This window comes from Chitinophaga polysaccharea (genome assembly GCF_902150045.1).
Taxonomy (GTDB): Bacteria; Bacteroidota; Bacteroidia; order Chitinophagales; family Chitinophagaceae; genus Chitinophaga; species Chitinophaga polysaccharea_A.
In genome coordinates this window covers 3119956-3143908 of record NZ_CABFVU010000001.1, presented here as the reverse complement: position 1 = coordinate 3143908, position 23953 = coordinate 3119956, and the positions used below count along the sequence as shown (strand labels likewise).

At 47.7% G+C, this 23953-nt stretch carries 24 protein-coding genes; 9 read left to right on the top strand and 15 right to left on the bottom strand.

All coding sequences use genetic code 11. The features are described from left to right. Positions 1-16 precede the first annotated feature (16 nt). From FN124_RS12900 to FN124_RS12865, 8 genes are all read right to left on the bottom strand, one after another. Entirely contained in the window at positions 17-604 is a 588-nt protein-coding gene (locus FN124_RS12900) for a carboxymuconolactone decarboxylase family protein (RefSeq protein WP_142685121.1), read from the bottom strand. Positions 605-701: 97 nt separating this feature from the next. Continuing rightward, positions 702-1256: a peroxiredoxin gene (locus FN124_RS12895; RefSeq protein WP_142685120.1), complete on the bottom strand. Its 555-nt coding sequence runs from the start codon at positions 1254-1256 to the stop codon at positions 702-704. Between the two features lie 776 nt (positions 1257-2032). After that, positions 2033-2761: a bacillithiol biosynthesis deacetylase BshB1 gene (gene bshB1 / locus FN124_RS12890; protein WP_142685119.1), complete on the bottom strand. Its 729-nt coding sequence runs from the start codon at positions 2759-2761 to the stop codon at positions 2033-2035. A gap of 35 nt (positions 2762-2796) precedes the next feature. Beyond that, positions 2797-3291, bottom strand: a complete 495-nt coding sequence (locus tag FN124_RS12885) for a hypothetical protein (protein WP_142685118.1) — start codon at positions 3289-3291, stop codon at positions 2797-2799. Positions 3292-3336: 45 nt separating this feature from the next. Next, positions 3337-3960 (bottom strand): DUF4294 domain-containing protein, encoded by a 624-nt coding sequence (locus FN124_RS12880; RefSeq protein ID WP_142685117.1) that lies wholly within the window; start codon positions 3958-3960, stop codon positions 3337-3339. A gap of 80 nt (positions 3961-4040) precedes the next feature. Then, positions 4041-5042, bottom strand: coding sequence for an alpha/beta hydrolase (locus FN124_RS12875; protein ID WP_185937180.1), 1002 nt, complete (start codon positions 5040-5042; stop codon positions 4041-4043). Positions 5043-5175: 133 nt separating this feature from the next. Further along, the gene (ccsA, locus tag FN124_RS12870; RefSeq protein ID WP_142685115.1) at positions 5176-7659 is read right to left on the bottom strand and encodes a cytochrome c biogenesis protein CcsA; all 2484 of its coding nucleotides are present in this window, start codon (positions 7657-7659) and stop codon (positions 5176-5178) included. Positions 7660-7730: 71 nt separating this feature from the next. After that, a complete protein-coding gene (locus FN124_RS12865; RefSeq protein WP_142685114.1) occupies positions 7731-8129 on the bottom strand; it encodes a cytochrome c maturation protein CcmE domain-containing protein in 399 nt (132 codons plus the stop codon). 239 nt (positions 8130-8368) lie between these two features. Between FN124_RS12865 and FN124_RS12860 the strand changes: the two genes are divergently transcribed. The 4 genes from FN124_RS12860 to FN124_RS12845 all read left to right on the top strand — a co-directional run bounded on the left by FN124_RS12860 (position 8369) and on the right by FN124_RS12845 (position 12316). Continuing rightward, the gene (locus FN124_RS12860; RefSeq protein WP_142685113.1) at positions 8369-9412 is read left to right on the top strand and encodes an agmatinase family protein; all 1044 of its coding nucleotides are present in this window, start codon (positions 8369-8371) and stop codon (positions 9410-9412) included. Positions 9413-9428: 16 nt separating this feature from the next. After that, positions 9429-10016: a hypothetical protein gene (locus FN124_RS12855; protein WP_142685112.1), complete on the top strand. Its 588-nt coding sequence runs from the start codon at positions 9429-9431 to the stop codon at positions 10014-10016. Positions 10017-10036: 20 nt separating this feature from the next. Continuing rightward, positions 10037-11332, top strand: a complete 1296-nt coding sequence (locus FN124_RS12850) for a radical SAM family protein (RefSeq protein WP_142685111.1) — start codon at positions 10037-10039, stop codon at positions 11330-11332. Positions 11333-11548: 216 nt separating this feature from the next. After that, the gene (locus FN124_RS12845) at positions 11549-12316 is read left to right on the top strand and encodes a hypothetical protein (protein WP_142685110.1); all 768 of its coding nucleotides are present in this window, start codon (positions 11549-11551) and stop codon (positions 12314-12316) included. 86 nt (positions 12317-12402) lie between these two features. Here the strand turns inward: FN124_RS12845 and FN124_RS12840 are convergent, their stop codons facing one another. Both FN124_RS12840 and FN124_RS12835 read right to left on the bottom strand, forming a co-directional pair. Continuing rightward, on the bottom strand, positions 12403-13290 hold the full coding sequence (locus tag FN124_RS12840; protein ID WP_142685109.1) for an AraC family transcriptional regulator: 888 nt from the start codon (positions 13288-13290) through the stop codon (positions 12403-12405). Positions 13291-13377: 87 nt separating this feature from the next. Next, on the bottom strand, positions 13378-14616 hold the full coding sequence (locus FN124_RS12835; RefSeq protein WP_142685108.1) for an MFS transporter: 1239 nt from the start codon (positions 14614-14616) through the stop codon (positions 13378-13380). A 142-nt stretch (positions 14617-14758) separates the two neighbouring features. Here FN124_RS12835 and FN124_RS12830 point away from each other — a divergent pair, with 142 nt between their 5' ends. The 3 genes from FN124_RS12830 (at position 14759) to FN124_RS12820 (ending at position 18578) form a co-directional block, all read left to right on the top strand. Further along, on the top strand, positions 14759-15646 hold the full coding sequence (locus tag FN124_RS12830; protein ID WP_142685107.1) for a hypothetical protein: 888 nt from the start codon (positions 14759-14761) through the stop codon (positions 15644-15646). 171 nt (positions 15647-15817) lie between these two features. Continuing rightward, positions 15818-17287 (top strand): DUF5723 family protein, encoded by a 1470-nt coding sequence (locus FN124_RS12825; protein WP_142685106.1) that lies wholly within the window; start codon positions 15818-15820, stop codon positions 17285-17287. A gap of 1 nt (position 17288) precedes the next feature. Then, positions 17289-18578: a bifunctional folylpolyglutamate synthase/dihydrofolate synthase gene (locus FN124_RS12820; RefSeq protein ID WP_260607414.1), complete on the top strand. Its 1290-nt coding sequence runs from the start codon at positions 17289-17291 to the stop codon at positions 18576-18578. On the opposite strand, the gene FN124_RS12815 is transcribed toward FN124_RS12820, so the two are convergent. The 5 genes from FN124_RS12815 to fbp form a co-directional block, all read right to left on the bottom strand. Then, positions 18579-19136: an NUDIX hydrolase gene (locus FN124_RS12815; RefSeq protein WP_260607413.1), complete on the bottom strand. Its 558-nt coding sequence runs from the start codon at positions 19134-19136 to the stop codon at positions 18579-18581. 12 nt (positions 19137-19148) lie between these two features. Beyond that, complete coding sequence (locus FN124_RS12810; protein WP_185937179.1) at positions 19149-19676, bottom strand: YfiT family bacillithiol transferase; 528 nt, start codon at positions 19674-19676, stop codon at positions 19149-19151. A gap of 3 nt (positions 19677-19679) precedes the next feature. Then, a complete protein-coding gene (locus FN124_RS12805; RefSeq protein ID WP_142685103.1) occupies positions 19680-20444 on the bottom strand; it encodes an ABC transporter ATP-binding protein in 765 nt (254 codons plus the stop codon). 71 nt (positions 20445-20515) lie between these two features. Next, positions 20516-21004, bottom strand: coding sequence for a CAP domain-containing protein (locus tag FN124_RS12800; protein WP_221887767.1), 489 nt, complete (start codon positions 21002-21004; stop codon positions 20516-20518). Between the two features lie 158 nt (positions 21005-21162). Beyond that, positions 21163-22173, bottom strand: coding sequence for a class 1 fructose-bisphosphatase (gene fbp, locus FN124_RS12795; RefSeq protein WP_142685102.1), 1011 nt, complete (start codon positions 22171-22173; stop codon positions 21163-21165). A gap of 139 nt (positions 22174-22312) precedes the next feature. On the opposite strand from fbp, the gene FN124_RS12790 reads away from it, so the two are divergent. Together FN124_RS12790 and FN124_RS12785 are read left to right on the top strand one after the other, a co-directional pair. Next, positions 22313-23581 (top strand): aspartate kinase, encoded by a 1269-nt coding sequence (locus FN124_RS12790; protein WP_142685101.1) that lies wholly within the window; start codon positions 22313-22315, stop codon positions 23579-23581. 74 nt (positions 23582-23655) lie between these two features. Next, a complete protein-coding gene (locus tag FN124_RS12785) occupies positions 23656-23934 on the top strand; it encodes a hypothetical protein (protein ID WP_142685100.1) in 279 nt (92 codons plus the stop codon). Positions 23935-23953: the final 19 nt, after the last annotated feature.

Genomic DNA, 23953 nt, shown 5'->3' with positions numbered 1-23953 from the left:
TTGCCGGAATATTTTTTTACAACAGCACGATCAGGCTACGCAAAACGGCTCCCAATCTTACCGACTCCAATATTCTTTGCTGATCTGTTCCATGCTTCAGCAACGCCTCTTCATGGGAAGTAACGCACATTTCACAACCATTCAGCGCAGAAACCACCAGGCTCAGCAACTCGAAAAACTCTTTCCCAAGCACCGGGTTCGCCATAATGCTCATCCGGATACCTGCCGGGGTGTTCGTGTAAAACTCCTTGTTCACAAAATGCCTGAAACGGTAAAACACGTTATTGGCGCTCATAAGGGAAGTACAACTGATCACCTCTGCTATTTCCTTGTCTGTTGCCCCTTCCTGTACCGCCAGCTTCTCAAACGACGCCTGCAGCTCCACATGCTTCTCATTCACCGCTACAGCCAGCCCGATCAGATATGCTTCCTTCTTCTGCAGCGTAGGTGCTGCCAGCGAATTGGACACATTGATCTTCAGATCCTTCAGGTAACGCGCATCCACATTCACCAGGGATTGCAGTTTACCGGACACCGCACCTGCCGTTAATCCCACTGCCTCCAGTAACTGAACAGCCGTATCCTGATTTGTTGTTGCAAACATAATATGTAATTTTTTTATTTAATTATTTCACTACGGGGTAAAGCAATCCCGCAGGACCACTTCTCCCCCGTAATAAAACAGTAAATGACTTGATTAATTAAACAGACAGCGTAGCTTCACCCTTAGTCCAGTTGCAAGGGCACAGCTCATCTGTTTGCAGGGCGTCCAGCACACGCAGTACCTCTTTCACGCTACGGCCTACAGACAGGTCGTACAGGGAAACCCAACGTACAATACCCTGGGGATCTACAATATAAGTAGCACGGTAAGCCACTTTTTCATTGGCTTCCAGGATACCCAGCTCAGTGGCCAGGGATTTGGAAGTATCAGCCAGCATAGGGAACTGCAGTCCGCGCAGATCTTCATGATCTCTTCTCCATGCAGCATGTACAAACTCACTGTCAGTAGATGCTCCGATCAATACCGCATCACGATCCGCAAAATCCTGCGCATGTTTGTTAAATTCAGCTATTTCAGTAGGGCATACGAAAGTAAAGTCTTTAGGCCACCAGAACATCACCATCCATTTGCCGGAGTTTTTCAGTTCTTCTGAAGACAGTTCATAAAATTCTTTACCCTTTTCAATAGATACTACAGCCGTTTTTTTGAATTCGGGAAACTCTGACCCTACGGATAAAATAACATTTTTCATAATAACTAATTCTCTTTTTGATTTACAGACTAATGATTTTATTCTTTGACGGCGCAAAGATCACATTACATTCATTATTAATCAAATAGATTTTAAGAATGCGGCATTGAGTTTCTCTATATATATCGTTTTCCACTGCGGTAATACCGCTAACCGGGGGTGGCGTCTATATAATCAAAAAAAATGCTCCGGGCTTAACATTTTTATGCTATTTCTGTAACATTTTGGCACGTTATTTAGTTATATAGAAGGACTTTTTAATCGAATTAGCATGGAAATGAAGAAAAAATACTTTTTACTGGTGGTTATCACGATTGGACTTGCTTTGATCCCGTTTATTAAAAACAGCATCATTAAACACGATGAATTTGACGCTACCCGAGATCTGTTCATTTAGTGTTTAGCGGGTCCCATTGACCGTTTCTGAAAATCCCCCCAAAAGTGGGGTTGGGCTTTTATGTGCCGGCAAATAATGATGCAGCCGGGTTGCGCTCCCACCCCTTCAACTTTACAGCGGACATCCGCCTTTACACACACTTTATAGTTGATTTTCAAGCGATAAAAACAGATTGGGAGACAACCACGAATATTTTCGCCATTGTCTCCCAACCTTTTTCAAGTGTGTAACGGGATATAAATTTTTCCTCTCTGACCCTTATCCAGCCCAGGTTTACAGATCAAGTCCACCTCCTCTCCGCATCAAGTCCTTTTTCACTGCATGCCATAAGCAGGCGCTAGATATTCGCTACGCAACTTCTGTTCGTTTACTAAGCCACTCAGGTATTCTCACTGATCACATCTGCCAGGCTCCGGATACCGATCATTTTGGCGGAAGTATATCCTTCGGCATACTCCACTCCCACCATCTTACCAAGCATTTTCGCACGATAAATAACGCTGTCAAAAAAGCCGGAACCGGAAATATAGGTTTGCGGCTCATGGTCTTTCGGCGCAAGGAACTGTGAACTGAAGCTCTTGATCGCTTCCAGCTTGCGCTCCATTACGGGGGTAATATCTATTACAAAATCGGGTTGGTGATAACGGTCCTGCAGGAAGTGAAAAACCTGTTTAGGGCGCCACGCTTCCTGTGCCTGCCCATCTGCCGTAGTTTCTATTTTTCTTAATCCGGCAAGGAAACAACTGTCAGCAATCAGTTTGCCGGCCCTGCCATGATCAGGATGACGGTCATCCATTGCATTGGCCAGCACAATTTCCGGCCGGTACTTCCGGATGGCGGTAATAATAGTCATTTGCTCCATTGTATCATTCCTGAAAAAGCCATCGGCCAGCCCAAGATTCTCCCTTACTTCCAGTCCCATGATTTTTGCTGCGGCCTGCGCTTCCTGCGCCCGCAGTTCAGGAGTTCCACGGGAGCCCAGCTCCCCCCGGGTAAGATCCACAACGCCTACCTTCATTCCCTGCTGCGCATGTATCATCAGGGTGCCGGCACAACCCAGTTCCACATCGTCGGGGTGCACCGCTATAGCCAGTATATCTAGTTTCATATGCTGTAAATTCAGGTGCAAAGATGGGAAAATATTTACTCTTCTGAACTGGTGATAACGATCCCGGCTTTCCGGTCCATCACCTGGTATTTATCCTGCACCTCTTTATCAGAAATAACTCTAACGGAACGGAAGGTTTTCCGGTCCAGGGTCATCAAACCGGTTTCATTGGTGGGGGTAACGGGTTTACCGTTTACGATGAAGTAAAAGCTGCTGTCGTTGCCATACTTACGCAACAGGCTGTCGTATGCCGGGGATTCACTGCTCAGCAGCATATTCACCCTTTTGCGGGCAAAGGGTTTGGTTTCAATATATACCACACCGTTTTCTGCCTGGCTGCCATATTTCAGTACAGCTTTGGCGCCTTTGGCAATGGTGATCACCCCTATGCGGTCAGGCGATACCTGCCCTATAGCGGCCTGGTTCACCACTACGCTGTCCAGCACATACACCGGATCATCCCCGGCTACCTGTGCCATGGCTCCAACGGAAATAAATAATAAGCTGCTAAGTAAGATCCTTGCTTTCATAATATACCCTTTTCAAAACAGGCGAATATTACGAAGATAGCCCAATTAATTGTAGACGCGGTATTGCTGGTACATTTCCAGCTCCTGTACAATCACCTCGATGTCGTGGTCTTCCTGCTTGTCGTAGTCGCTTTTCAGGTTGCCTCCAAAAAAGAAAGCAACGGTTTGCCATACGCGGGCATTAAAGCCGCCTTTAAGCTCCTTGATAATTTCAAAGCAGTTCTGACCCGTTTCGCGGTCGATCAGTTTCATAAGTACTTTTCCCTGGTATACGGAGAGGTTTTCCAATTTATCGCCGAACTGGGCCTTGAGCTCCTTTTCTTTGGTGGCCAGGAAGGCTTTACGCTCTTTTTTATTCATGGTGGCCAGGCGGCTGTTCACATCTTTCAGCACCCTTGCTGCCGACCTGGCATAGGGATAAGTTACATATACCGCGTTCCGCAAACGGCTCCAGCGCTCGCGTTCCTTACGCAGGGCCTTCGGCATTTTTGCCACTACATCAAATATCGCCAGGGTGATCACCGGCACGGTATCCTGCCCCACTACAATGGCGTGCAATGGTATCACATCCGCCCCATGCGCCTCCTGGGCAATCGCAGCCCCGTGGTAAAGAGACAAGCCCAATACCAGGAACAGTGAAACGATGATCTGTTTAAAACGGATACGCATAGTTAACTTAACGTTGCTTACTGATAGAATGTTACCACAAGTTATAAAAAGATTTCAGATTCAGTGTTAACTAAAAAGTGTTAACGGACTGGCTTCATATGTAAGGTATTCACGGCGAAATGATCGATCGCTTTTTCCACCGCGGGAATGTCGTGCCCAGTGAGCGCGCATCCCATTACATGATTGCCCGCCCCGGGAATCGCCACAGCCTCCTTTAAGGAATCGGGCGTGCCCAGCTTTTTTTCCATCTCCAGGATGGCAGATACCCTCACGGTTCCATCCTGGTTCGCCTCATCTTTATAATAGTATAAATTGAGCACCGGCTGATGCACCTTTTCAAAGGTTGCGTCCACCATGCTGGACTCCAGCAGGTTTTGCAGCTGTACTACCGCTTCCAGGCGGTAATTATTATACCAGTACTTTGCTATTTCAGGGTTCTTGTCATCGCTGCGCCTGAAATCCCCTTTACTTACGGCCCTCGCCAGCTGCAATCCCCAGGGGTTATTGGCGAGGAAGGCCAGGTTGTCGTTGATAGCAATGTTGGGCGACATATTAATCATGGCATATACATCATTGGGATAGGCGGCGGCCAGCTTCAGCGCCAGCGTTCCGCCAGTGGAGGTGGTCATCAGGATCACCTTGTTGCCCAGCGCCTTGCCTATGCTCAATGCCTCTTCTGCATCTTTCCACAAACCTGCGGCCGTCATATGGAGTAACGGATCGCTGGTTTCTATCCCGTGCCCGTCGAGCCTCGACAGGAAAAGGTTGCATCCGTAGCGCGCGGCAAAATTGCGGTGCACGGGGTTTCCCTCTTCCTGGCTGGCGGAAAAGCCGTGCAGGTATACCACCGAATAAGGCGTTTTATGGAAACCGGTGTCCTGCCATACAATACGGGCTTCATTATCGGGCTTCAGTCGGAATGCCGCTTCTTTATGCTTTATATAGGCATCCAGGGCAGGGCCGGCGGCCGGTACCGCAGGTAAAACATGCTCGTACACCGGCACTCCCGGGGAGGGGCCGAGAAAATACACCACGGCAAGCGTGGCTATAAGGATCAGGGATATACGTAACCACCTAGGCATCATCAGGATATTTATTGGGGTTAAATGTAGAGAAGAATTCTGAAATGCTGCCTCCTGTGAAAGGATTTAACCAGGAAAAAATCCTTCAACAGCAATGCCATTGAAGGATTCTTTTTAAAAAAATATCCGGAGGTTATCTTCTTCTTACTTTCTGGTAGATGCTCATAGCGGTACCTACTATCATTACCACGATACCCAGCCATAGCACGTTGATATAAGGGAATATCAGCGCTTTCATCACGATATAATCGTTAAAGCTGGTGGCCTCTTTTATTTTCAGTTCTATTTTATTTTCCGCAGGCATGATCTTAGAGAACCTTACATTCAGGTTCAGCGGCGCCAGGGTATCTTCCACACTGTACTGGTAGCTGCTGTCGCGGATAAAATAGATAGGCTGCAGTTTAAAGTGATCATCTGTTTGCGTATATACCTCGAGCTCAGCGCCTACTGCCAGGTCGCCGCTCTGCGGAACATAGTTGCGGCTTTGCGGGTTCGTGTTCAGCCCTTTCAGCACAATGAACCCTTTGGAGAAGAATACGGAGTCGCCCTGCTTCATTTCATGGGTCACATAAGGCGTGGTATCTGCCTGGGCTGCCTCATCGCGGTTAGGCGCGGCAGACACATAGGTAAAGATATCCCTTGTGAGGTAATGCCTGGAAGCCGGGTTGGAAGAAAGCGCATTTTCCTTTTTATTCACGAAAGCATCAGGATAAAGGGTGAAACGCTCCAGCGCTTTGCCGGTTTGTTTATCCTTTTTCTCATAATGCACTACATAGTATGTTTTAGGATCTCCCTGTGCCACAGAATCACCTGTATAGGTAACATGATATTCTCCCATTTCCACCGGTACATCTTTTGGCAGCATGATATTCTCCCTTGGATTCTGTTTGCTTTCCTTTGTAAAAATACCATCGCCCAGCATCTTCATACGGTCCAGTGAAATCACTTCCATTTTGGCAGAAGAGATCAGCACGCCCAGCAACACCATACCAAAACCGATATGGGCCACAGAAGCGCCTGCATTTTTCAGCTTGCCTTTCAGGCCGGAGAAGATATAGAAGAAGTTGCCCACAATAGCATAAATACTGGCAAATAACATCAGGTAAATAGCAGTGAGGAAGCCGGCGCCATACTTATCATAAGTGATAGTGCCTTTCCAGGCTACCAGCCCGGTCAGCAGTAAGGTAACCACGGTAGGTACCAGCAGCTTTTTGGAGATCTCTCCACGGGGAGTATCCTTGTAGCGCATATACTGTACAATGGCGGTTAACACGCCAAGTACAATGGCGATCCAGATCTGGATCTTGTTATAATGGAAAATACTGTCGGACGGCGGCGCTATATCATTCATATTGAACAGCGATTTCAGACCGGTTACGCTCAGTAATTTATTCCAAACCGGAATAGAGGTGGTGAAGGTGATCTGGATACCTGCAATCAGCAGGATCAGGGAACCTACAAACAGCCAGAACTCGCGGGAGTAGCTGTTCTCTTCTTTCTTTACAGAAGGAATTTCCTTTCTGCGTATGATCAGCAGAGCGATAGAAGGAACGGTGAACACCAGCATGGAGAACAGCAGCTGGGCAGTCATTCCCATATCTGTAAAGGAGTGTACAGAAGTATCTCCCAATACCCCGCTCTTTGTTAAGAAAGAGGAATACAGGATCAGTACGTAGGAAATAAAGAAGAAGAAGAAGGTGGATTTCAACGAGTGCCCGGTGGCTTTGTAAGCCAGCAGTGTGTGCACGCCTGCTACCATGGTAAGCCAGGGTACCAGTGAGGCATTCTCTACGGGGTCCCATCCCCAGTAACCACCGAAGTTCAGTGATTCATATGCCCAGGCGGCGCCCATCATGATACCGGTTCCCAGCATCATTACGGCAAAAAGGCTCCATGGCTGCACCGGTTTTACCCAGCCGGTATAATCTTTTACCCATAAGCCTGCAAAGGCAAAGGCAAAAGGAATGATCATGGAAGCAAAACCCAGGAACAGTACGGGTGGATGTATCACCATCCAGTAGTTCTGCAACGTAACGTTCAATCCATTCCCATCGTGGATATGCTGCATATAGTCCGGCGTCTGGAATATTGGCGCAGCCTGGTTTTCGGCCGCCTGCCTCAGCAGCATGAAAGGATTGCTGCCCACTTTATAGCCCAGGATGAAAATGCCCAGCAGCATACTGGCCATGATCAGCTGTGCCAGGGAGAAAATTGTCATTACCGGCGCTTCCCAGTTTTTGGAAGTGCGGATCAGGATAACCCCCAGGATACTGTTCCAGATGCTCCAGAGCAGGAAACTTCCTTCCTGGTCGGACCAGAGACTGGATAACAGGTATTGGATGGGCAGGTCGCGCGAGGTATTGCGCCAAGCGTATTTATATTCGAAATAGTGATTATACAGGATGAAGTACAGGCAGCTGAAAACACCTATCACGGCGGCCGACTGGATAATAAAGGACCAGCGGGCCAATTTTTTCCATGAGTCCCTGAACAGCGGTTCTTTTCCTTTAGCTACATTATAATAAGCCACGGTGGCTACCATAGATGCTACAAATGCCAGTATGGCAAAGAAGTGGCCCAGTTGGCCTGGCAGTAAATGTTCCCCTACAAACTTCATAAAATTCCTCTGAGAGATATAAATATTGTGGCATGGATTATCCGGCGATGGACAATCATATCATATAGCTATTACAACTGTTTGTTGCTTACAGCAACCTGGTCGTCCTTATATTTGGACGGGCACTTCATCAGTATTTTACTGCAGTGAAATTCATTGCCTTCCATTTTACCTGTGAGCACAATGGATTCGGCCTTTTCAAAGTCGGTAGGTTTGGCGCCGTAGAAAACTACTTTGTGGGATTCCCCGGTTTTATCGTGGACATAGAAGCTAAACAGGTTGGCATCTTTGATCGGATCGTAGTTCATAGCTTTTAAGGTATCGAGCGTACCAATTACGTGGAACTCTTTTCCTTCTTTCTCGCGGGCTGTTGCAAAAGTTTCATAGGTACTGAAATCACCCACCATAGTCACTATCACTCCAATTGCCACCGCAATCACCACCAGCAGAATAATATTTGTTTTTTTCATATGAAAATTATCTTCCCTATTGATTAGACACAAGCTGCAAAAACCCTTTACCAGCGCAACTTCAACACCTCCTCCCTTTTTGCCTTATTTTATTTGTTTCCGATTAATCGGCAAAATTAAGTCAAAATGACCTTCTTCCGGCAAAATTTATATAAAAGGCAATTCTTTTTATGAGAAGGGAGGCTGTAAGTAAACATAATCCTATCTTTGCGCGGAATTTAGAAAAGTACGACTTTATCATGGCAGATTTATCTCAATTTGACCCTAACTCGGTTGGCCTGCTGTCCAACAACGTTTTTGGCTTGCCTTTTTCCGAAGAAGAGGCAAGACTGGTATTATTACCTGTTCCCTGGGAAGTAACCGTTTCTTATAATAATGGTACCGCCCGCGGCCCGGAACATATTTTCAGGGCTTCTTTCCAGGTAGACCTGTACGATGCAGATGTGAAAGACGGCTGGAAACAGGGTTTCTATATGCGGGAACCAGACAAGCACCTGCTGCTCCGCAGCGATTACCTGCGTAAGGAAGCAGAGCTGTACCTGAAATTCCTGACTGAGGGGGGAGATATTTCTGAAAATGAGTTCCTGAAAAAGACACTGGTAGATGTAAGCAACGGCACCAGGGCCATGAATGAATGGGTATACACCCAAACCAAAGCCCTGCTGGAAAAAGGCAAGCTGGTGGGCCTTGTAGGCGGCGATCATAGCACGCCGCTGGGCTTCTTCAAAGCCATTGGCGAGAACAAAGGCGAATTTGGTATCCTCCAGATAGATGCACACTGCGATCTGCGCGATGCATACGAAGGATTCAAATACTCCCACGCTTCCATCATGTTCAATGCGCTGGCAGAAGTACCGCAGCTCTCCAGGCTGGTACAGGTAGGGATCCGCGACTACTGCGAAGAAGAAGTGGATTATATCAATAACAGCGAAGGCCGTGTTGTAACCTTCTTCGATAAACAAATTAAGGAAAGACAATTTGAAGGAGAATCCTGGAAAGCTATCTGCGACAGTATTGTAGCCACTTTACCGCAACAGGTATACATCAGTTTTGATATCGATGGCCTCGATCCCAAATTATGCCCGCATACGGGAACCCCGGTGGCTGGCGGATTCGAAGCAGAACAGGTATACTATCTTTTCAAAAAAGTACTTGAAAGCGGCAGGAAACTGATTGGCTTCGACCTGAATGAAGTAAGCACTTCACACGATGAATGGGATGCCAACGTAGGCGCCCGTGTGCTGTTCAAACTTTGCAACCTGCTGATCAGTTCAAATTCCTAATCTCACATTCCTGCACATGCATAGTTTGCGCATCCTGCATCCGAATACCCCCAGCAGAATCCGGTTATTACCGGTAATGCATGGGCTTACCGGCATACTGTTCCTGTTTAATGCGATTGGTATTTACCGCAGTCCGCAGCCAAACTGGTTCCTGGCAGTGTTCTTTCTTGTAATAGGGATCGCCTGTATCGGCTTTCCTTTTACCATGAGAAAGTTTAGGAAATTTACCGAGGCCAATACCGTAGCCAGGATGATAGAAGCGCTGATCTGCTTTACCGGCAGTTTGTACTTTCTTTCCCACCTGAACCCGGTTACCGCCTTGCTGCTGTTCCTCGTAGGCGCAGGCCTGGCCTATGTAGGCTGGATGGAATACCGCATTTTCCAGCCCTCTTATGTAAAAATGGATACCACCGGAATTACCCTCCCGGGCACCTTTTCCAAAAGGCTGGTTGGCTGGAACGAACTGAATAACGTAATTTTGCGGAACGACCTGCTTACGATCGATTTTAAAAATAACAGGATCCTGCAACTGGAAGTACTGGATGAACCAGGCGCAGCAGAAAGGGAAGCCCTGAATAACTTCTTCCAAAGCAGGGTGCAATAAACAGTACATAAAAACAAAAAATGCTGAAACAAACACCTTACATATTATACTCAGACGGTAACGGTAATATTTTTGAAGATACCTCCATGTACGTAACCGGCCGCAGCGGCTGGGATGCATGGCCGGTAGAAGCAGATGAATGGATTGAATTACCGGAAGGAGGTAATTTGTATGAGTTGCCCGGCCGCCGTGGGATCGGTATTAACGCTGCCACCGGCGATATGCAGCTGTGCGATAAAGGATGGGCCGTAGCCGCCTTCATACCGCCGGCGCATACCGGCTTTTACCTGGCTGCCTACGAAACCATGCCGGACGCGCCTACCCTGCCACTGTTCTGCTATACCGCAGTAGGCTGGCTGGATGGTAAATTTTATGTGCCTGCCACCCGCATTGAAGCAGACATCCGCCAGGAATGCGCAGGATTTGACGATAAAAAAGTGAAACAGGGCGTAAAAACCCTGGTAGAAGCATACCCTCATAACAGGCTGGTACAACATCTTGCGGAAAACTGCGCGCTTACTTATGAGTGCCCTGCCGCCCGTAATTATTTTATGGGAAGATGGGAATGCCCTATTCCTTCTTCTCCTGCATGTAATGCCAATTGCGTTGGATGTATTTCATTCCAGCCGGAAGAAGAAAGCATTGTTTCAACGCAGGACCGTCTCCGTTTTAAACCAACTGCAGAAGAAATTGTAGAGTACACGGTACCTCACCTGGAAACAGCGCCCTTCCCTATCGTGAGCTTCGGACAGGGCTGTGAAGGCGAACCCCTGCTCATGTGGGAAACCATCCGCGAATCCATCCTGGAAATACGTAAGCATACGCCTAAAGGCAGTATCAATATTAACACCAACGGCAGTAAGCCCGATGCTGTAAGAGCGCTTTGCGAAGCGGGTTTGAACAGCATCCGCGTAAGCCTGAACTCTGCCCAGGAAAAATATTACACCCCGTATTACCGTCCTAACAACTACGTTTTTGAAGACATCATTGAAAGCCTGAAAGTGGTGCGTGAATTCGGCGGCTGGACCTCCATCAACTATTTCGTGTTCCCGGGTATGACAGATAGCGCAGATGAATACGAAGCATTGCGCAAACTGATCCGGGAAACAGGGCTGAACATGATCCAGTGGCGCAATTTCAATATTGATCCCGACTGGTACCTTGGTAAGCTGGGTATCACGGAAACAGGAGAATGCTTAGGTGTAAAACAACTGCAGGAGTTAATCCATGAAGAGTTCCCGGATCTGAAGTTCGGTTACTTCAATCCTCCTATAGAGCGTATTACCGGCGATTATATGAGCGATTTTGCGCATTGAAAATAATACAGATAATAAAAAGAAGCTGTCTCATAAATAACTTTTACCCGATTTTACTCGGGTACCGGGTGGAGAAAATTTTCGTATATGCGATTCTCACACCCATTAAGTTAGTTATGATACAGCTTCTTTTGTTTCCGGTTAGGCCCTGCCCTGTATTATTAAAATACAAATATTCTATATATATTAGCCTGACCAATACACTATCACCTACCTATGGAACACCTGCAAAAGCGCAACAACATTGCGATACGCATAGAAGAATTGCAAAAAGATGTAGAGCAAAGTAACCTCCTCTCCCGTGAAGCCGTAACGGCAATTAAGAAAGTTTTTAACGTGGATGCAGTCAATGACAAATACGCATATGAGCCGGCAGTAAAAGACGACATTGCCACAGCCTTAACAGCCTTTGCATTGGTTGCCTGGAACAAAGACAGGGACCTGGGCAGCGCCACCACACTGGTGAAATGTGCACTGGGCCTGTATATTTCTGATGAGCTGCGCCAGAATATCTGGGTGTATGAAAAACAGCTGGAAGAACTGTACGGGAAACATGTAGGGCAGGACATCTGTTATTTTTGTGCAGGCGCGCCACATGATAATAACAGCGCACTGGAAAAGAAATTATATATAGAGAAAGACCGTTCCAATTACATTGTTGCCCGCAAGGTAAAGTTTTCTGTACTGGAATTAAAGGTACCGCGTTGCGGCCGCTGTGCCAATGAACATGATACGCTGGCTAATAAATATCACTTCACCTGGGCAGGCATAGCGATACTGTTTGTTGTTATCGGCGCCTTCACCGGCGGTCTGATCATCTTTGGTTTGCTGGGCGTAGGTATCGGCTACCTGGTAGCAAGGTATGTTAAAAATTACCTGAAGCAGGAAGATATCAAGGAGAATAATGATGATATAATCGGCCTGCACCCGCAGGTGGCACCGCTGTTGGAAGCAGGATGGTCGTTTGAACAACCGCAGGCCTGATACCGTGATTAATACAGCGCTCACCTGGTAATTCTTAAAAAGGGCTGCGGGCACTGCACTACAGCGCTTACTGGCCGGAGGACGCCCTACTTTAGTTCCTCCGCAAAACGGTATTGCCTCGCATACGCGGAGGGCGACATTCCCGTTACTTTTCTGAACACCCGGTTAAACGTGATGGGATTATTATATCCGGTAGCATAGGCTACAGCCGCAATGCTGTCGAAATCGCCATTAATGATATTTTTGCAGGCCACATTGATCCTGATCTCATTCAGAAATTCGAGGTATGTTTTGCGCGTATGTTTTTTAAAGTATTTGCAGAAGGCATAAGTGGTAAGATGCGCAACACCGGCAATTTGGCCCAGTGATATATTTTCCGCATAATGCTCCAGGGTGTACTGGTAAATATCATTCATCCGCAATCCCTCCGATTCGCTGTAAGAGTGTCTGGAAAAGCCGGTGGATAAAGACTTCCAGTCCTTCACCTGTTTGGAGAAATACACCAGCATTCCTACAAATGCCAGCAATCTTTCTGCTCCGCTGAGCCGTGCAATCCTTAAAATATCTGCAGCTGTTTTCTCTGCATACTCTGCAGGCAATTGCAAACTGTTTGCCGTGAGTTGAAGGAACTTCCTTACGGTGTCCATCTCTTTCAGTGAAAACAAGCCCTGTAAGGCATGTTCATGATCAAAAAAGATATGGATAGCGTGAATATTCTTCTCCTGTAAATTCTCAAAATAACGGGCATCCCCTTTAAACATATGGGGCTGGTTGGCGCCAATCACGTAAATATCTCCCGCTTTGAACGGCTGGGTATAGTTTCCGGCAATCAGGGTGCCTTCCCCTTTTATAATAAGTGTTACCTGCGCCTCCTTATGACGATGCAGGTAGTTATAGAAGTAAGGGAGTATATCTTCCTGTATCACTACAGCACCTTCATCGGCAACGGGGACAGTAAATTGAATTACTTTCATTAACCAATTTTACTACTTTATCTGCAAAATTAGGAATAATGTGGCAATAATGGTAAAGTGTTGGACAATATCTCAAATTCCAGGCAGTTATGCCAGCCTGGTATCATTTACTTCTTTCCTGTCCACCCCTATCTTCTTCTGCAACCACAAAAAACCGCCTCCCGACAACACACATCCCAGCGCCGTAATACCCCACCAGGGCTTAAACCCAAGATGCTGCACCACGAAAGCCCCCGTGGTAGGCGATACTATATTGGCCAGGGAATAGGAAATGGTATAGAGCGCAGCATACTGCCCCCGGTTATGGTCCCGGCTCCTGCCGATCCAGAAACTGTTCATAAAAGGCAGGCAGAACATCTCCCCGAAAGTGATCACCACCATAAACACCACTGCCAGCGCCCATACCGGCGGCAGGAAGCAAAGCAGCATATAGGAAAAACAAACCATCATAGCGCCCCGGGCCACAAAGGCCAGGTTAGGCATTTTCCCGTCGAGGCGGTACACCATCACCATTTCCACCAGCGCAATCAGGATCCCGTTCACCGACATATTGAGCCCGATGGCCCATTCCTCCAGGTGCATTACTTCCTTGAAATACAGGGGCACAATACTGGAGAACTGGAACAGGCAGATGGCGTTCACTGTGGCAAACAGCAGGAACCACAGGTAAATATGATCCCTCCATACCTTATCTTCTTTCTTTACAGCGGTTTTAACCGCTTTAGGCGGCGCAGGTACCGGTGGCAGGAAAATCCGCATCAGGATGGCGGCCAACATACAGGTAAAGCCATCCACCCAGAACAGAAGCTGGTAGCTGAAGCTGGCCAGGATACCTCCAATGGCAGGGCCTACCGACCAGCCAAGGTTCACTGCCAACCGGTTCAGGGCATACGACCGGGTCCGGTTTTCCAAGGCGCTGTAGGCGGCAATCGCAATACTGTTGGCCGGCCGGAAGGCATCGCCCACTGAGCTCATCACAAATACGCACACACATATTTGTTCAAAGGTGCGCATCTGACCCAATAAAATGAATAATAATCCGTTAGAGAAAAGACTCCAGAACTGTACCTGGTAGAAACCGATCTTGTCGGACAGCCATCCGCCCAAAAGGGCGCCAACAATGGCACCGGTACCAAAACAGGCCATTACCAGGCCTGCCTGGGCAATGCTGAAGTGAAGATGCTGGGTAAGATACACGGTCATAAAAGGAATGACCATCGTGCCACTCCTGTTGATCAGCAATACAAGCGACAACCACCAGGTAGCGGGAGCAAGACCGGTATAAGCATTTTGATAAAGACGGATCGTTTGCCGGACAAGGTTCATAAAATCGGTGAAAAATATTTTCCTGTAATTGGATTAACAGCACAGTTTTTGCAAAGATCCGGAATTCATCTTTTGATGAGTCATTATTTTTTCTGGATCAAAACATTAACTTTGGTCTAAACACGCGTTCAACAAGGTTATCATGGAGGAAAAAAATGGTAAAAAGAATATACAGGCATTAGGGATCACTATCGGCGTACATGCATTGCTGTTAGTGGCGCTGGTATTTGCCGGTTTTTCCGCTCCTCCGCCCCTGCCCGACCAGGATCTGGGCATGGAAGTGAACCTTGGTACTTCAGATGATGGCATGGGGGATGAACAACCACTGAACCCCAACCCGCCCAGTGCGGCAGCCCCTGAGCCCGCAGCTGCGGAAAGCCCGGCAGCTACAGCGCCCGCCAACACCGAACCCCAGCAGGATATTGCCACCCAGGATGAGGAAGAGGCGCCGGAAATAAAAAAACCGGAAAAACCTGTAGAGAAACCAAAAGAAATTCCAAAGAAATTAGAACCAAAACCTGTTAAACCAACAAAGAAACCTGTAGAAACACCGCCGGCGCCAAAACCGCCAACACCAAAGCCTAAAGCCGTATTTTCAGGCGGCACAGGCAACAGTGCCAATAGTGGTAACAGCGCCAATGGCTCCAACAATGCCACCGGAGAAGGCAATACCGGCAAACCCGGCGACAGGGGCCAGTTGGGAGGCAACCCTAACGGCGGCGGATATACGGGCGGTGGCCTCGGCGGCGGACGCTCAGATTTCCACCTGAACGGAAGAAGCCTCATAGGCAGGCCACAGGTTACTTACGACGGCACTGAAACAGGCTATGTAGCCATCAATATAAAAGTAGATCAAAAAGGGAATGTGACATCTGCCACCTTTAGCATGAAAGGATCTACCATCAGTAATCCCCGCCTGATAGAGATAGCCAAAAAGGCTGCCTCCAGCGGACAACTGAAATACAATGCTAACCCCGACGCACCTGAAGAACAGTTTGGGGTAATACGCTTCTTTTTCAAAGCAGAATAATATATACAGGTTTAAAAGAAGCTGTTTGTTTTACCGGGGCAGGAACTGATCCGGAACAAAATAGCTTCATCTGTAAATCAGACCGCTCCTACATCTCTACCTATGACTGAAACAAAAGACAAGAGCAAGCTTTTTGTGCCATTTCGAGAAACCTATTTTTTATCGCCAACGATGATTGTAAAACTTAACCGTATCTTTTCCGGCACTGCAATATTGCTTGTGCTGATGCAGGCCGCTGTGGCACAAACTTTCCCAGGTTACAACAACAGTAACTATGCGGGTATTTACGGCGTATTCTCCAACCCGGCCAGCGCCGCCGGGTATCGCTATAAATGGGATGTAAATATTATCGGGGCAGATGTAAATGCCGGCAACACTTATGCAAGCTTTCCCAAATCCGTATTGTTCAATATCCCCGATTCGTTTGTACGCAACCGTGACTACTTCCTCGATGAAGGCGCCAACAGGAAACAAATGGGCTGGGAAATGGCCGAAATTGCGTTACCATCTGTATTATATGCTATCGATGAAAAACAATCCGTTTCCTTTGTATGGCGCATGCGCAGCAGCAGCAGCGGTGGTAACATCACCACTCCCATTGCCAATTTCTTCGGGGTTGACTTTCCCAACCCGGGTTATCTCAACAGTAACCTGAGTATTCCAGGAGCTGGCGTTTCTTCGCATATATGGCATGAGCTGGGCTTCAGCTATGCACGCACCATTAAGGAAACCTATAGCGGCCGGTGGAAAGCTGGCGTTACCCTGAAACTGCTCAGTGGCGTGGCGGCAGGCTATGCTGCCGTTAAAGACGTAGACTTCCGGCTCAACTCATCCCGTAATGCCGCTATCACCAGCGGTACTTTGTACTACGGCTATAATAAAGAAATGGACGACTGGCAGTCGCCCGCGCAAAAAAACCTTCAGCTGTTCCAGAATAACGGTATAGGCGCAGACATCGGCGTGATCTATGAATACCGGCCCGATAACGGTGGCTTTGGCGCCTATGAAGGCTCCGATGCAGATGATTACAAATTCCGTATAGGCGCTTCCGTTACCGACATCGGCAGGATAAAATATAACAGGTCTCCGGTCAATACAAACCTCAGCCTGGTAAAAGATAATGTGGATCCGAAAGCCATCCAGTATAAAAAAAATGAAAGCTTGCAGCAATATGCCCGGCGGCTCAACAATTACTTCACGCCAATCGGGACCGACTCTACTTTCAACATGATGCTGCCTACCGCCCTGAACCTGATGGGAGATTACAACATCGACAGCCGCTTCTTTATCAGCGCTCATGCGGTAATCGCATTAACGGCAGGAAACAGGGACATCTCAAAAACGTATGCACTAACACAATTCAGTATTACGCCACGGTACGAAACCTACCTTTTCGGCGCCTATATGCCATTCACCATTAACCGCAACGGCCAGGCCGATGTAGGGGCCGGTATACGCATAGGCCCGCTCCTGATCGGCTCCGGCACAATTTTTACCAACCTCTTTCAAAGACATATCGATCGTGCAAATGCTTTCGTAGCTTTGCGCTTAAATTCAAGCATGTTTGAACGGGGCAACGGTGGTGGCTTATTTAAAAAACGTAACAACCAGTTGGATTGCCCGGTAGTTAATAATTACTGATATGGCCTCTTACAAAGAAACGCTGGACTATCTCTATGCACAGCTGCCCATGTTTACCAGGGTAGGCGCCAGCGCGTTTAAAACAGATCTGCATAATACCATTGCATTACTGGATCAGCTGAACCAACCGCAAAAACATTTTAAAACTATACATGTAGCCGGTACCAACGGTAAAGGATCTTCCAGCCATATGCTGGCTGCCATTTTCCAGCAGGCCGGTTATAAAACGGGACTATATACATCTCCCCACCTGCTGGATTTCAGGGAACGTATCCGCATCAACGGGCAAATGGTGCCTGAAGATTTTGTAGTTGACTTTACAGAAAAAATGCGTACCCACATCACCAACATCCAGCCTTCTTTTTTTGAACTCACCGTAGCCATGGCATTCAGCTACTTCCATCAGGAAGCAGTGGACATTGCCATCATTGAAGTGGGCCTTGGCGGCCGGCTGGACAGTACCAACGTGATTATTCCTGAACTATCGCTGATCACCAATATCAGCTATGATCATAAAAATATTCTGGGAGATACCCTCCCGCAAATTGCCGCTGAAAAAGCCGGGATCATCAAAGCCGGCGTACCGGTAGTGATCAGTGAAACACAGTCGGAAGTACAGGATGTGTTTATCAATACCGCTAACAAACTGGGCGCTCCCATCCACTTCGCCGACCAGGAATGGCTGGAAGCCTCCGGCGCCATTGAAAGCAACCAGTTCACTATAACGTTACTGGATACACGACAACAACAGATGCGCCGTTTACAACTGGACCTGAACGGGCGGTACCAGGAAAAAAATGTAATGGGCGTACTGTCTGCCGTAAAGATATTACAGCAAAACGGCTGGCATATTACCTGGGACCACATCACGCACGCGCTTTCCCATGTAAAAAAACTAACGGGCCTCCGGGGGCGCTGGGACATCATTCAGCGGCATCCGCTCACTGTCCTGGATGTAGGTCATAATGAAGCCGGCATCCGTGAAGTGATGCAACAGCTGGGCCATGTTAATTACCAGCAGCTACATATTGTAACAGGATTTGTGAAAGATAAAGAAGTAGAGAAAGTGCTGCCATTGTTCCCTCCTACTGCACATTATTATTTCTGTAAGGCACAGATCCCCCGTGCGATGGATGAAGTGGCCCTGGCGGAAATGGCCGCCAACAGCGGGTTACATGGCCATGCATACCCTTCCGTGCAGGCAGCATTGCAGGCAGCCAGGCAACATGCGCAACCGGATGATATGATCCTTGTTTGCGGCAGCTTTTTTATTGTAGCAGAGGTGATGTAATTATTTCATTGTCATTTTACCGAGATACAGCAACGCGTAAAAGATACAAGTGGTATGCAGGCTGTGTACTATCTTGTTGTCCAGTAACAGTTGCTGTAACTCTTCCAGTGGCATGATCACCACTTCAATTTCTTCATTGTGATCCAGTTGCTGATCCTGGACCTTTACTCCTCCCGTTGCCAGGAACATATGCGTGTAATTATTGCTGGAAGCGGTATTGGGAGCAATGGTGCCAAGCGATACCCATTCCTTGAACGCATAGCCGGTTTCTTCCAGCATCTCGCGTTTCATAGCAAATAAAGGGTCCGGGTCTGTGGGATCCATAGTACCACCGGGGATTTCAAGCAATGTTCTGCCCACTCCCTGCCGGAACTGCCGGATCATGATCACCTGCCCGTCTTCCCGCAGGGCCATCCCGTTTACCCAGTTGTTATATTCCAGTACATAATAAGGTGCAACAATTTTGCCGGTGGGCGTTTCGCAGGTGTCGATGCGTGCTGTAAGCCATGCGTCTTTAAAAAGATATTCCGACGACAATAATTTCCAATCCATATTCATAATAACAATGCTTTACCAGTCCATTCGTTCCTTCAGGCGCAGGATATGCTCCAGGTGGTGTTTTCCATGCCAGGAATAATTGGCGGCATGGGTTTTCAGGTTATGCCGGGTGCCATTGGCCGGGTGTATAAAAGTGCGTTCCCATTCACTTTCTGTCAGATGTTCCATCAGGCTTACCCAGCGTTGATGCAGCGCATGTAACAGGGTAATGGACACATTAATGGGCGTAAATTTTACGTCCGGCAGTTCCGCCCACAGCTGTTCCTCGTAGGGTTTTATTACCGGCTGATCTTCCGTGAGCGCCAGTTTCATACGGGTATACCCGTTCAGATGACTGTCTGCCAGGTGGTGTACCACCTGCACTACCGTCCATCCATCGGGTCGGTAAGGCGTTTGCAGCTGGAACTCGTCCAGGTGCTGCACCGCAATTTCCACCAGCTGGGGCAGGTAACGGATGTCGTTGATAAAACCGTGCAACATTTCCGGGGTATAATCCGGTAATGCTTCAAAGCGGCCGATAGGATATTTAAGTGATTCCATGATTTATTCTTCGCGTAAATCTTTCCCTGTCAGGTGGATGAACACATCTTCCAGGTTTGCTTTCTTCACTTCTTTCTTCCTTTCAAAACCGGAAGAAACCAGTTTGTCGATCAGCGCATCCGGTGAGTCGATGGCAATGATAAGACCACTGTCTACAATAGCACAGCGGTCGCACAGGAACTCCGCTTCATCCATATAATGCGTGGTGATCACCACGGTAGTGCCCTGGCGTTGCACCTGCTGGATAAGGTCCCACAAGTTGCGGCGGGCCTGCGGATCCAGGCCGGTAGTAGGTTCATCCAGGAATATGATCTGTGGCTTATTGATAAGGGTGGTAGCAATGGAAAAGCGTTGTTTCTGGCCGCCGGAAAGCTCCTTGAACTTTGCTTTGGCCTTATCTTCCAGGTTAAACATCGCCAGCAGCTCCATTGGTTGCACGGGTTGGTTATATAAGCCGCCAAACATTTCGATGAGCTCTGTAAGGTTTAGCCCTGGATAGTAACCGGAGCTCTGGAGCTGTACGCCGATGATCTTCTTGATATCATTGGGGGCTTTATCGAGGTCATAACCTCCCACCATCACTTTACCGGATGTTTTCTCCCGGAGGGTCTCAATAATTTCCAGGGTGGTGGATTTACCGGCGCCGTTAGGCCCCAGCAGGCCAAAGATCTCTCCCTCGAACACCTCAAAGCTGATCCCTTTTACCGCGGTAAATTCCCCGTATTTCTTCACCAGGTTACTTACCTCAATGATCTTTTTCTTTTCCATGGGGCCAAATTACAGAAAGAATGCGAGAAAAAGGAAGGGGACAGCTTGCTGCTGTCCCCCATCTTTTTAAATTACTGTTTGATAAACACCTGTGTAAAGAAGGTGATCCTCCCTTTATCCGCGGTGCCGATCCCTATGAGCGTATAATCGCCCAGCATATTTTTACGGTGCCCCGGGCTCTTGATCCAGCCGTTTACTACAGCTTCTGCATCAAGAGTACCATAAGCCACATTCTCAGCGGCACTGGCTACGCGGCCCATTTTTTTAGACACGTTGGCTACCCGTTCTTCAAATCCTTCATGACCGAAACCGGTGCTGCCGTTAGCCATATCCCGGCTGTGGCGGCGGGCCTGCTGGCTGATGGTGGCATCCAGCTGTAAGGGCTTCAGGCCTTTGGATGCACGGAACTTGTTGGTGTAATAAAGGATCTGTTCATCCATGCCGGCGCCTGCATTACTGCTGTCTGCCGCATGAGTGGCACGTGAACACGCGCTAACCTGGATAACGGCCAACAGGGCTACTAATAATGCAATGATCCGCAGGTTCTTCAAAATCAACATAGCAATTAAATGGTTAATAATTAAAAATGAATAAAGAATAATAATATGACTATTAAAATCGGGCCAGGTTTATCAAGCCTGGCGCCGGAAATTAAAAACGGTGCACAGGGGATCTTTTGTATCCGCCGTGCACCGTTTTTTATATTATTTTTTTACGCTTATTCGTTGATGATCCGCTGCCAGGTGTCCATCATGGTTTTGGAACCAATAAAAATGGCCATGCGCTGGTGCAGCTGTACAGGCTTCAGTTCCAGCAGCCGTTGTTTGCCATTGGCCATCGCCACGCCCCCCGCTTTTTCCATGATAAAAGACATGGGATTGCATTCGTAACAAAGCCTTAAACGTCCGGCCGGATATTTACCAAATGCCGGGTACATGAATATACCACCCTGGATGAGGGTACGGTGTATTTCAGCCACCATACAGCCCACGAAACGATGACGGTAGATCCGGTCGTTTTCGTTCCTCGCCATGAAGTAATCGATCGACTTACGGGTTTTGGCTTCGTACAGGTGGTAGTAGCCTACGTTTACAGAGAAAATATCACTGTCGGGCGGGCATTTCAGGTTGGGGTGCGACAGGCAGAATTCCCCGATAGACGGATCCAGGGTGAATCCCTGTACGCTGCGTCGGGTAGCATACACCATCATCGTGGAAGATCCGTAGATGATATAGCCTGCGGCGATCTGCCGGGTGCCCGGCTGCAGGAAATCTTCCAGCTCACATTCCGATCCCTCCGGGGTAAGCCGGCGATATACGGAGAAAATAGTACCGATGGATACATTTACGTCTATATTACTGGAACCGTCCAACGGGTCCAGTAATACCACGTATTTAGACTTTCTGGAATGTTCATCGTGGAAAGGGATGAAGTTTTCATTTTCTTCCGAGGCCACGCCACAGCAGTAAATACTGGTTTCCAGGGCATCAATGAACTGCTCATTGGCAAATTCATCGAGCTTCTTTACTGACTCCCCCTGCACGTTGGTTCTGCCGGCTTCCCCCAGGATATCAGCAATACCGGCCTTGTTTACTTCCACATTTACCCTTTTAGCAGCGAGACCGATATCACGCAGTAAACCAGATAACTGACCAGTAGCGCCCGGGTAATTCCGTAACTCCTGGATGGTAAATTCATCCAGTGTCATTACTTTTTGCTTAAGATTCATAACGTTAGGTTGTACGGACGAAATTAGGCAATTGAAATTATTTTAACAGAACTGTCATTTATCTGCAAACAGATTTTAAAACAATTCTAAACTTGTCTTACTTTGCCGAATAATTTTTTAAAAGAAGATAAACTATCATATGAAGGTTTTCAAGTTTGGTGGCGCAAGTTTAGAAAGTGTTGAACGTATCCGGCAGGTGGCTCAGATTGTACAGTCATTCCCGGACGAAAAACTCCTCATTGTTATTTCTGCAATGGCTAAAACCACCAACGAGCTGGAAAAGGTGGTACAGAACTTTTTCCAGCGCAAAAGGGAAATAGCCGCACAACTCCTGTATAATATCGAGCAACAACACATAAATGTAGCCGAAGCTCTGCTGGGCACAAAGGAGCATCCGCTGTTTACCCAACTGCAGCAGTTCTTCACCGAGGCGGAATGGACGCTGGGTGAAAAACCTTTACGCACTTACGATTACTACTACGACCAGCTGGTGAGCCTGGGCGAACTGCTCAGCACCGCCATCGTAAGCGCCTTTTTTAACAGCATAGGCCTGCATAATACCTGGCTGGATGTGAGAGACGTTTTCCGTACAGATGATAACTTCCGCGATGCCAATATCGACTGGACCTATACCCAGCGCCAGGTAACCGAAAAGGTGGTACCCCTGTTCAACAGCACCAATATTGTGATTGCACAAGGCTTTATAGGCAGTACCGACCAGAACGAAAGCGTGACCCTGGGCAGGGAAGGCAGTGATTATTCCGCCGCCGTTTTCGCCAACATGCTGGACGCGGAAAGTCAAACCATCTGGAAAGATGTGGAAGGACTGAAAAATGCCGATCCCAAACTGTTCCCCAATACCGTAAACATACCGGAGATCAGCTACGGGGAAGTGATAGAAATGGCCTACTATGGCGCCCAGGTGATCCACCCAAAAACCATTAAGCCGTTACAGAACAAACAGATCCCGCTGCTGGTAAAGTGCTTTCTCGATAAAAACCTGCCTGGTACCGTAATTAAGGAAACCGCTGATATAAAACAGCTGCCTCCTATTATTGTGCTCAAAAAGAACCAGGTATTACTGAACATTACCTCCAAAGACTATTCTTTTATTACAGAAGATAAGATCAGCGATATCTATGAGATCTTTCACGGGCTGAAGGTGAAAATTAACCTGATGCAGAACGGGGCGATCAATTTCTCCTGCTGCATAGACAATAACCCGGAGAAGATAGAGCTCCTGATCAAAACCCTCCATCAACAGTTCAAGATCGTTTATAACGAGGGGCTGGAACTGCTTACCGTACGCTACTACCAAAACGGCCTGCTGGAGGAACTGAGCGACGGCCGCACTATATTGTTGGAACAACGTTCGCCCGCTACCATACAGCGTTTGCTCAAAAAATAAATTTATCCAGTAAAATTATTCCCCCCTTTCGTGCAACTTTTTTCGTACCCGTTCGTCTTTAGTAAAATTGTGGTATGAAAAAAGTTGCTATCGTTTTAAGCCTGAGTACCGTAGTAATGCTGATCATTGCATGCGGAGGGACAATGGTCAACCGTGGCTACCTTTCCGCCAGTAACCCGGATGAATTGCCTATTTACCTGATCACCCTCGGAAACTTCAGGGAAACACCCGCCTGTTCCACTGCCCCATCGTCGTGTGTAATGAACGAAACAGGAAATATGCCCCTTGGTAAAATACAGGACGTGTTAAGATCGGCGCTTCAATACTATCAGGAAAACTGCAGCAGGAAATAACAGCCCCTTTTTTGGGAAT

Coding starts and splice junctions, on each gene's coding strand:
- FN124_RS12845 (WP_142685110.1), top strand. CDS start 11,549: ATGGAACACCTGCAAAAGCGCAACAACATTGCGATACGCATAGAAGAA.
- FN124_RS12785 (WP_142685100.1), top strand. CDS start 23,656: ATGAAAAAAGTTGCTATCGTTTTAAGCCTGAGTACCGTAGTAATGCTG.
- fbp (WP_142685102.1), bottom strand. CDS start 22,173: ATGAATCTTAAGCAAAAAGTAATGACACTGGATGAATTTACCATCCAG.
- FN124_RS12805 (WP_142685103.1), bottom strand. CDS start 20,444: ATGGAAAAGAAAAAGATCATTGAGGTAAGTAACCTGGTGAAGAAATAC.
- FN124_RS12875 (WP_185937180.1), bottom strand. CDS start 5,042: ATGCCTAGGTGGTTACGTATATCCCTGATCCTTATAGCCACGCTTGCC.
- FN124_RS12860 (WP_142685113.1), top strand. CDS start 8,369: ATGGCAGATTTATCTCAATTTGACCCTAACTCGGTTGGCCTGCTGTCC.
- bshB1 (WP_142685119.1), bottom strand. CDS start 2,761: ATGAAACTAGATATACTGGCTATAGCGGTGCACCCCGACGATGTGGAA.
- ccsA (WP_142685115.1), bottom strand. CDS start 7,659: ATGAAGTTTGTAGGGGAACATTTACTGCCAGGCCAACTGGGCCACTTC.
- FN124_RS12865 (WP_142685114.1), bottom strand. CDS start 8,129: ATGAAAAAAACAAATATTATTCTGCTGGTGGTGATTGCGGTGGCAATT.
- FN124_RS12840 (WP_142685109.1), bottom strand. CDS start 13,290: ATGAAAGTAATTCAATTTACTGTCCCCGTTGCCGATGAAGGTGCTGTA.
- FN124_RS12855 (WP_142685112.1), top strand. CDS start 9,429: ATGCATAGTTTGCGCATCCTGCATCCGAATACCCCCAGCAGAATCCGG.
- FN124_RS12895 (WP_142685120.1), bottom strand. CDS start 1,256: ATGAAAAATGTTATTTTATCCGTAGGGTCAGAGTTTCCCGAATTCAAA.
- FN124_RS12850 (WP_142685111.1), top strand. CDS start 10,037: ATGCTGAAACAAACACCTTACATATTATACTCAGACGGTAACGGTAAT.
- FN124_RS12825 (WP_142685106.1), top strand. CDS start 15,818: ATGATTGTAAAACTTAACCGTATCTTTTCCGGCACTGCAATATTGCTT.
- FN124_RS12835 (WP_142685108.1), bottom strand. CDS start 14,616: ATGAACCTTGTCCGGCAAACGATCCGTCTTTATCAAAATGCTTATACC.
- FN124_RS12800 (WP_221887767.1), bottom strand. CDS start 21,004: ATGTTGATTTTGAAGAACCTGCGGATCATTGCATTATTAGTAGCCCTG.
- FN124_RS12820 (WP_260607414.1), top strand. CDS start 17,289: ATGGCCTCTTACAAAGAAACGCTGGACTATCTCTATGCACAGCTGCCC.
- FN124_RS12810 (WP_185937179.1), bottom strand. CDS start 19,676: ATGGAATCACTTAAATATCCTATCGGCCGCTTTGAAGCATTACCGGAT.
- FN124_RS12790 (WP_142685101.1), top strand. CDS start 22,313: ATGAAGGTTTTCAAGTTTGGTGGCGCAAGTTTAGAAAGTGTTGAACGT.
- FN124_RS12880 (WP_142685117.1), bottom strand. CDS start 3,960: ATGCGTATCCGTTTTAAACAGATCATCGTTTCACTGTTCCTGGTATTG.
- FN124_RS12815 (WP_260607413.1), bottom strand. CDS start 19,136: ATGAATATGGATTGGAAATTATTGTCGTCGGAATATCTTTTTAAAGAC.
- FN124_RS12830 (WP_142685107.1), top strand. CDS start 14,759: ATGGAGGAAAAAAATGGTAAAAAGAATATACAGGCATTAGGGATCACT.
- FN124_RS12885 (WP_142685118.1), bottom strand. CDS start 3,291: ATGAAAGCAAGGATCTTACTTAGCAGCTTATTATTTATTTCCGTTGGA.
- FN124_RS12900 (WP_142685121.1), bottom strand. CDS start 604: ATGTTTGCAACAACAAATCAGGATACGGCTGTTCAGTTACTGGAGGCA.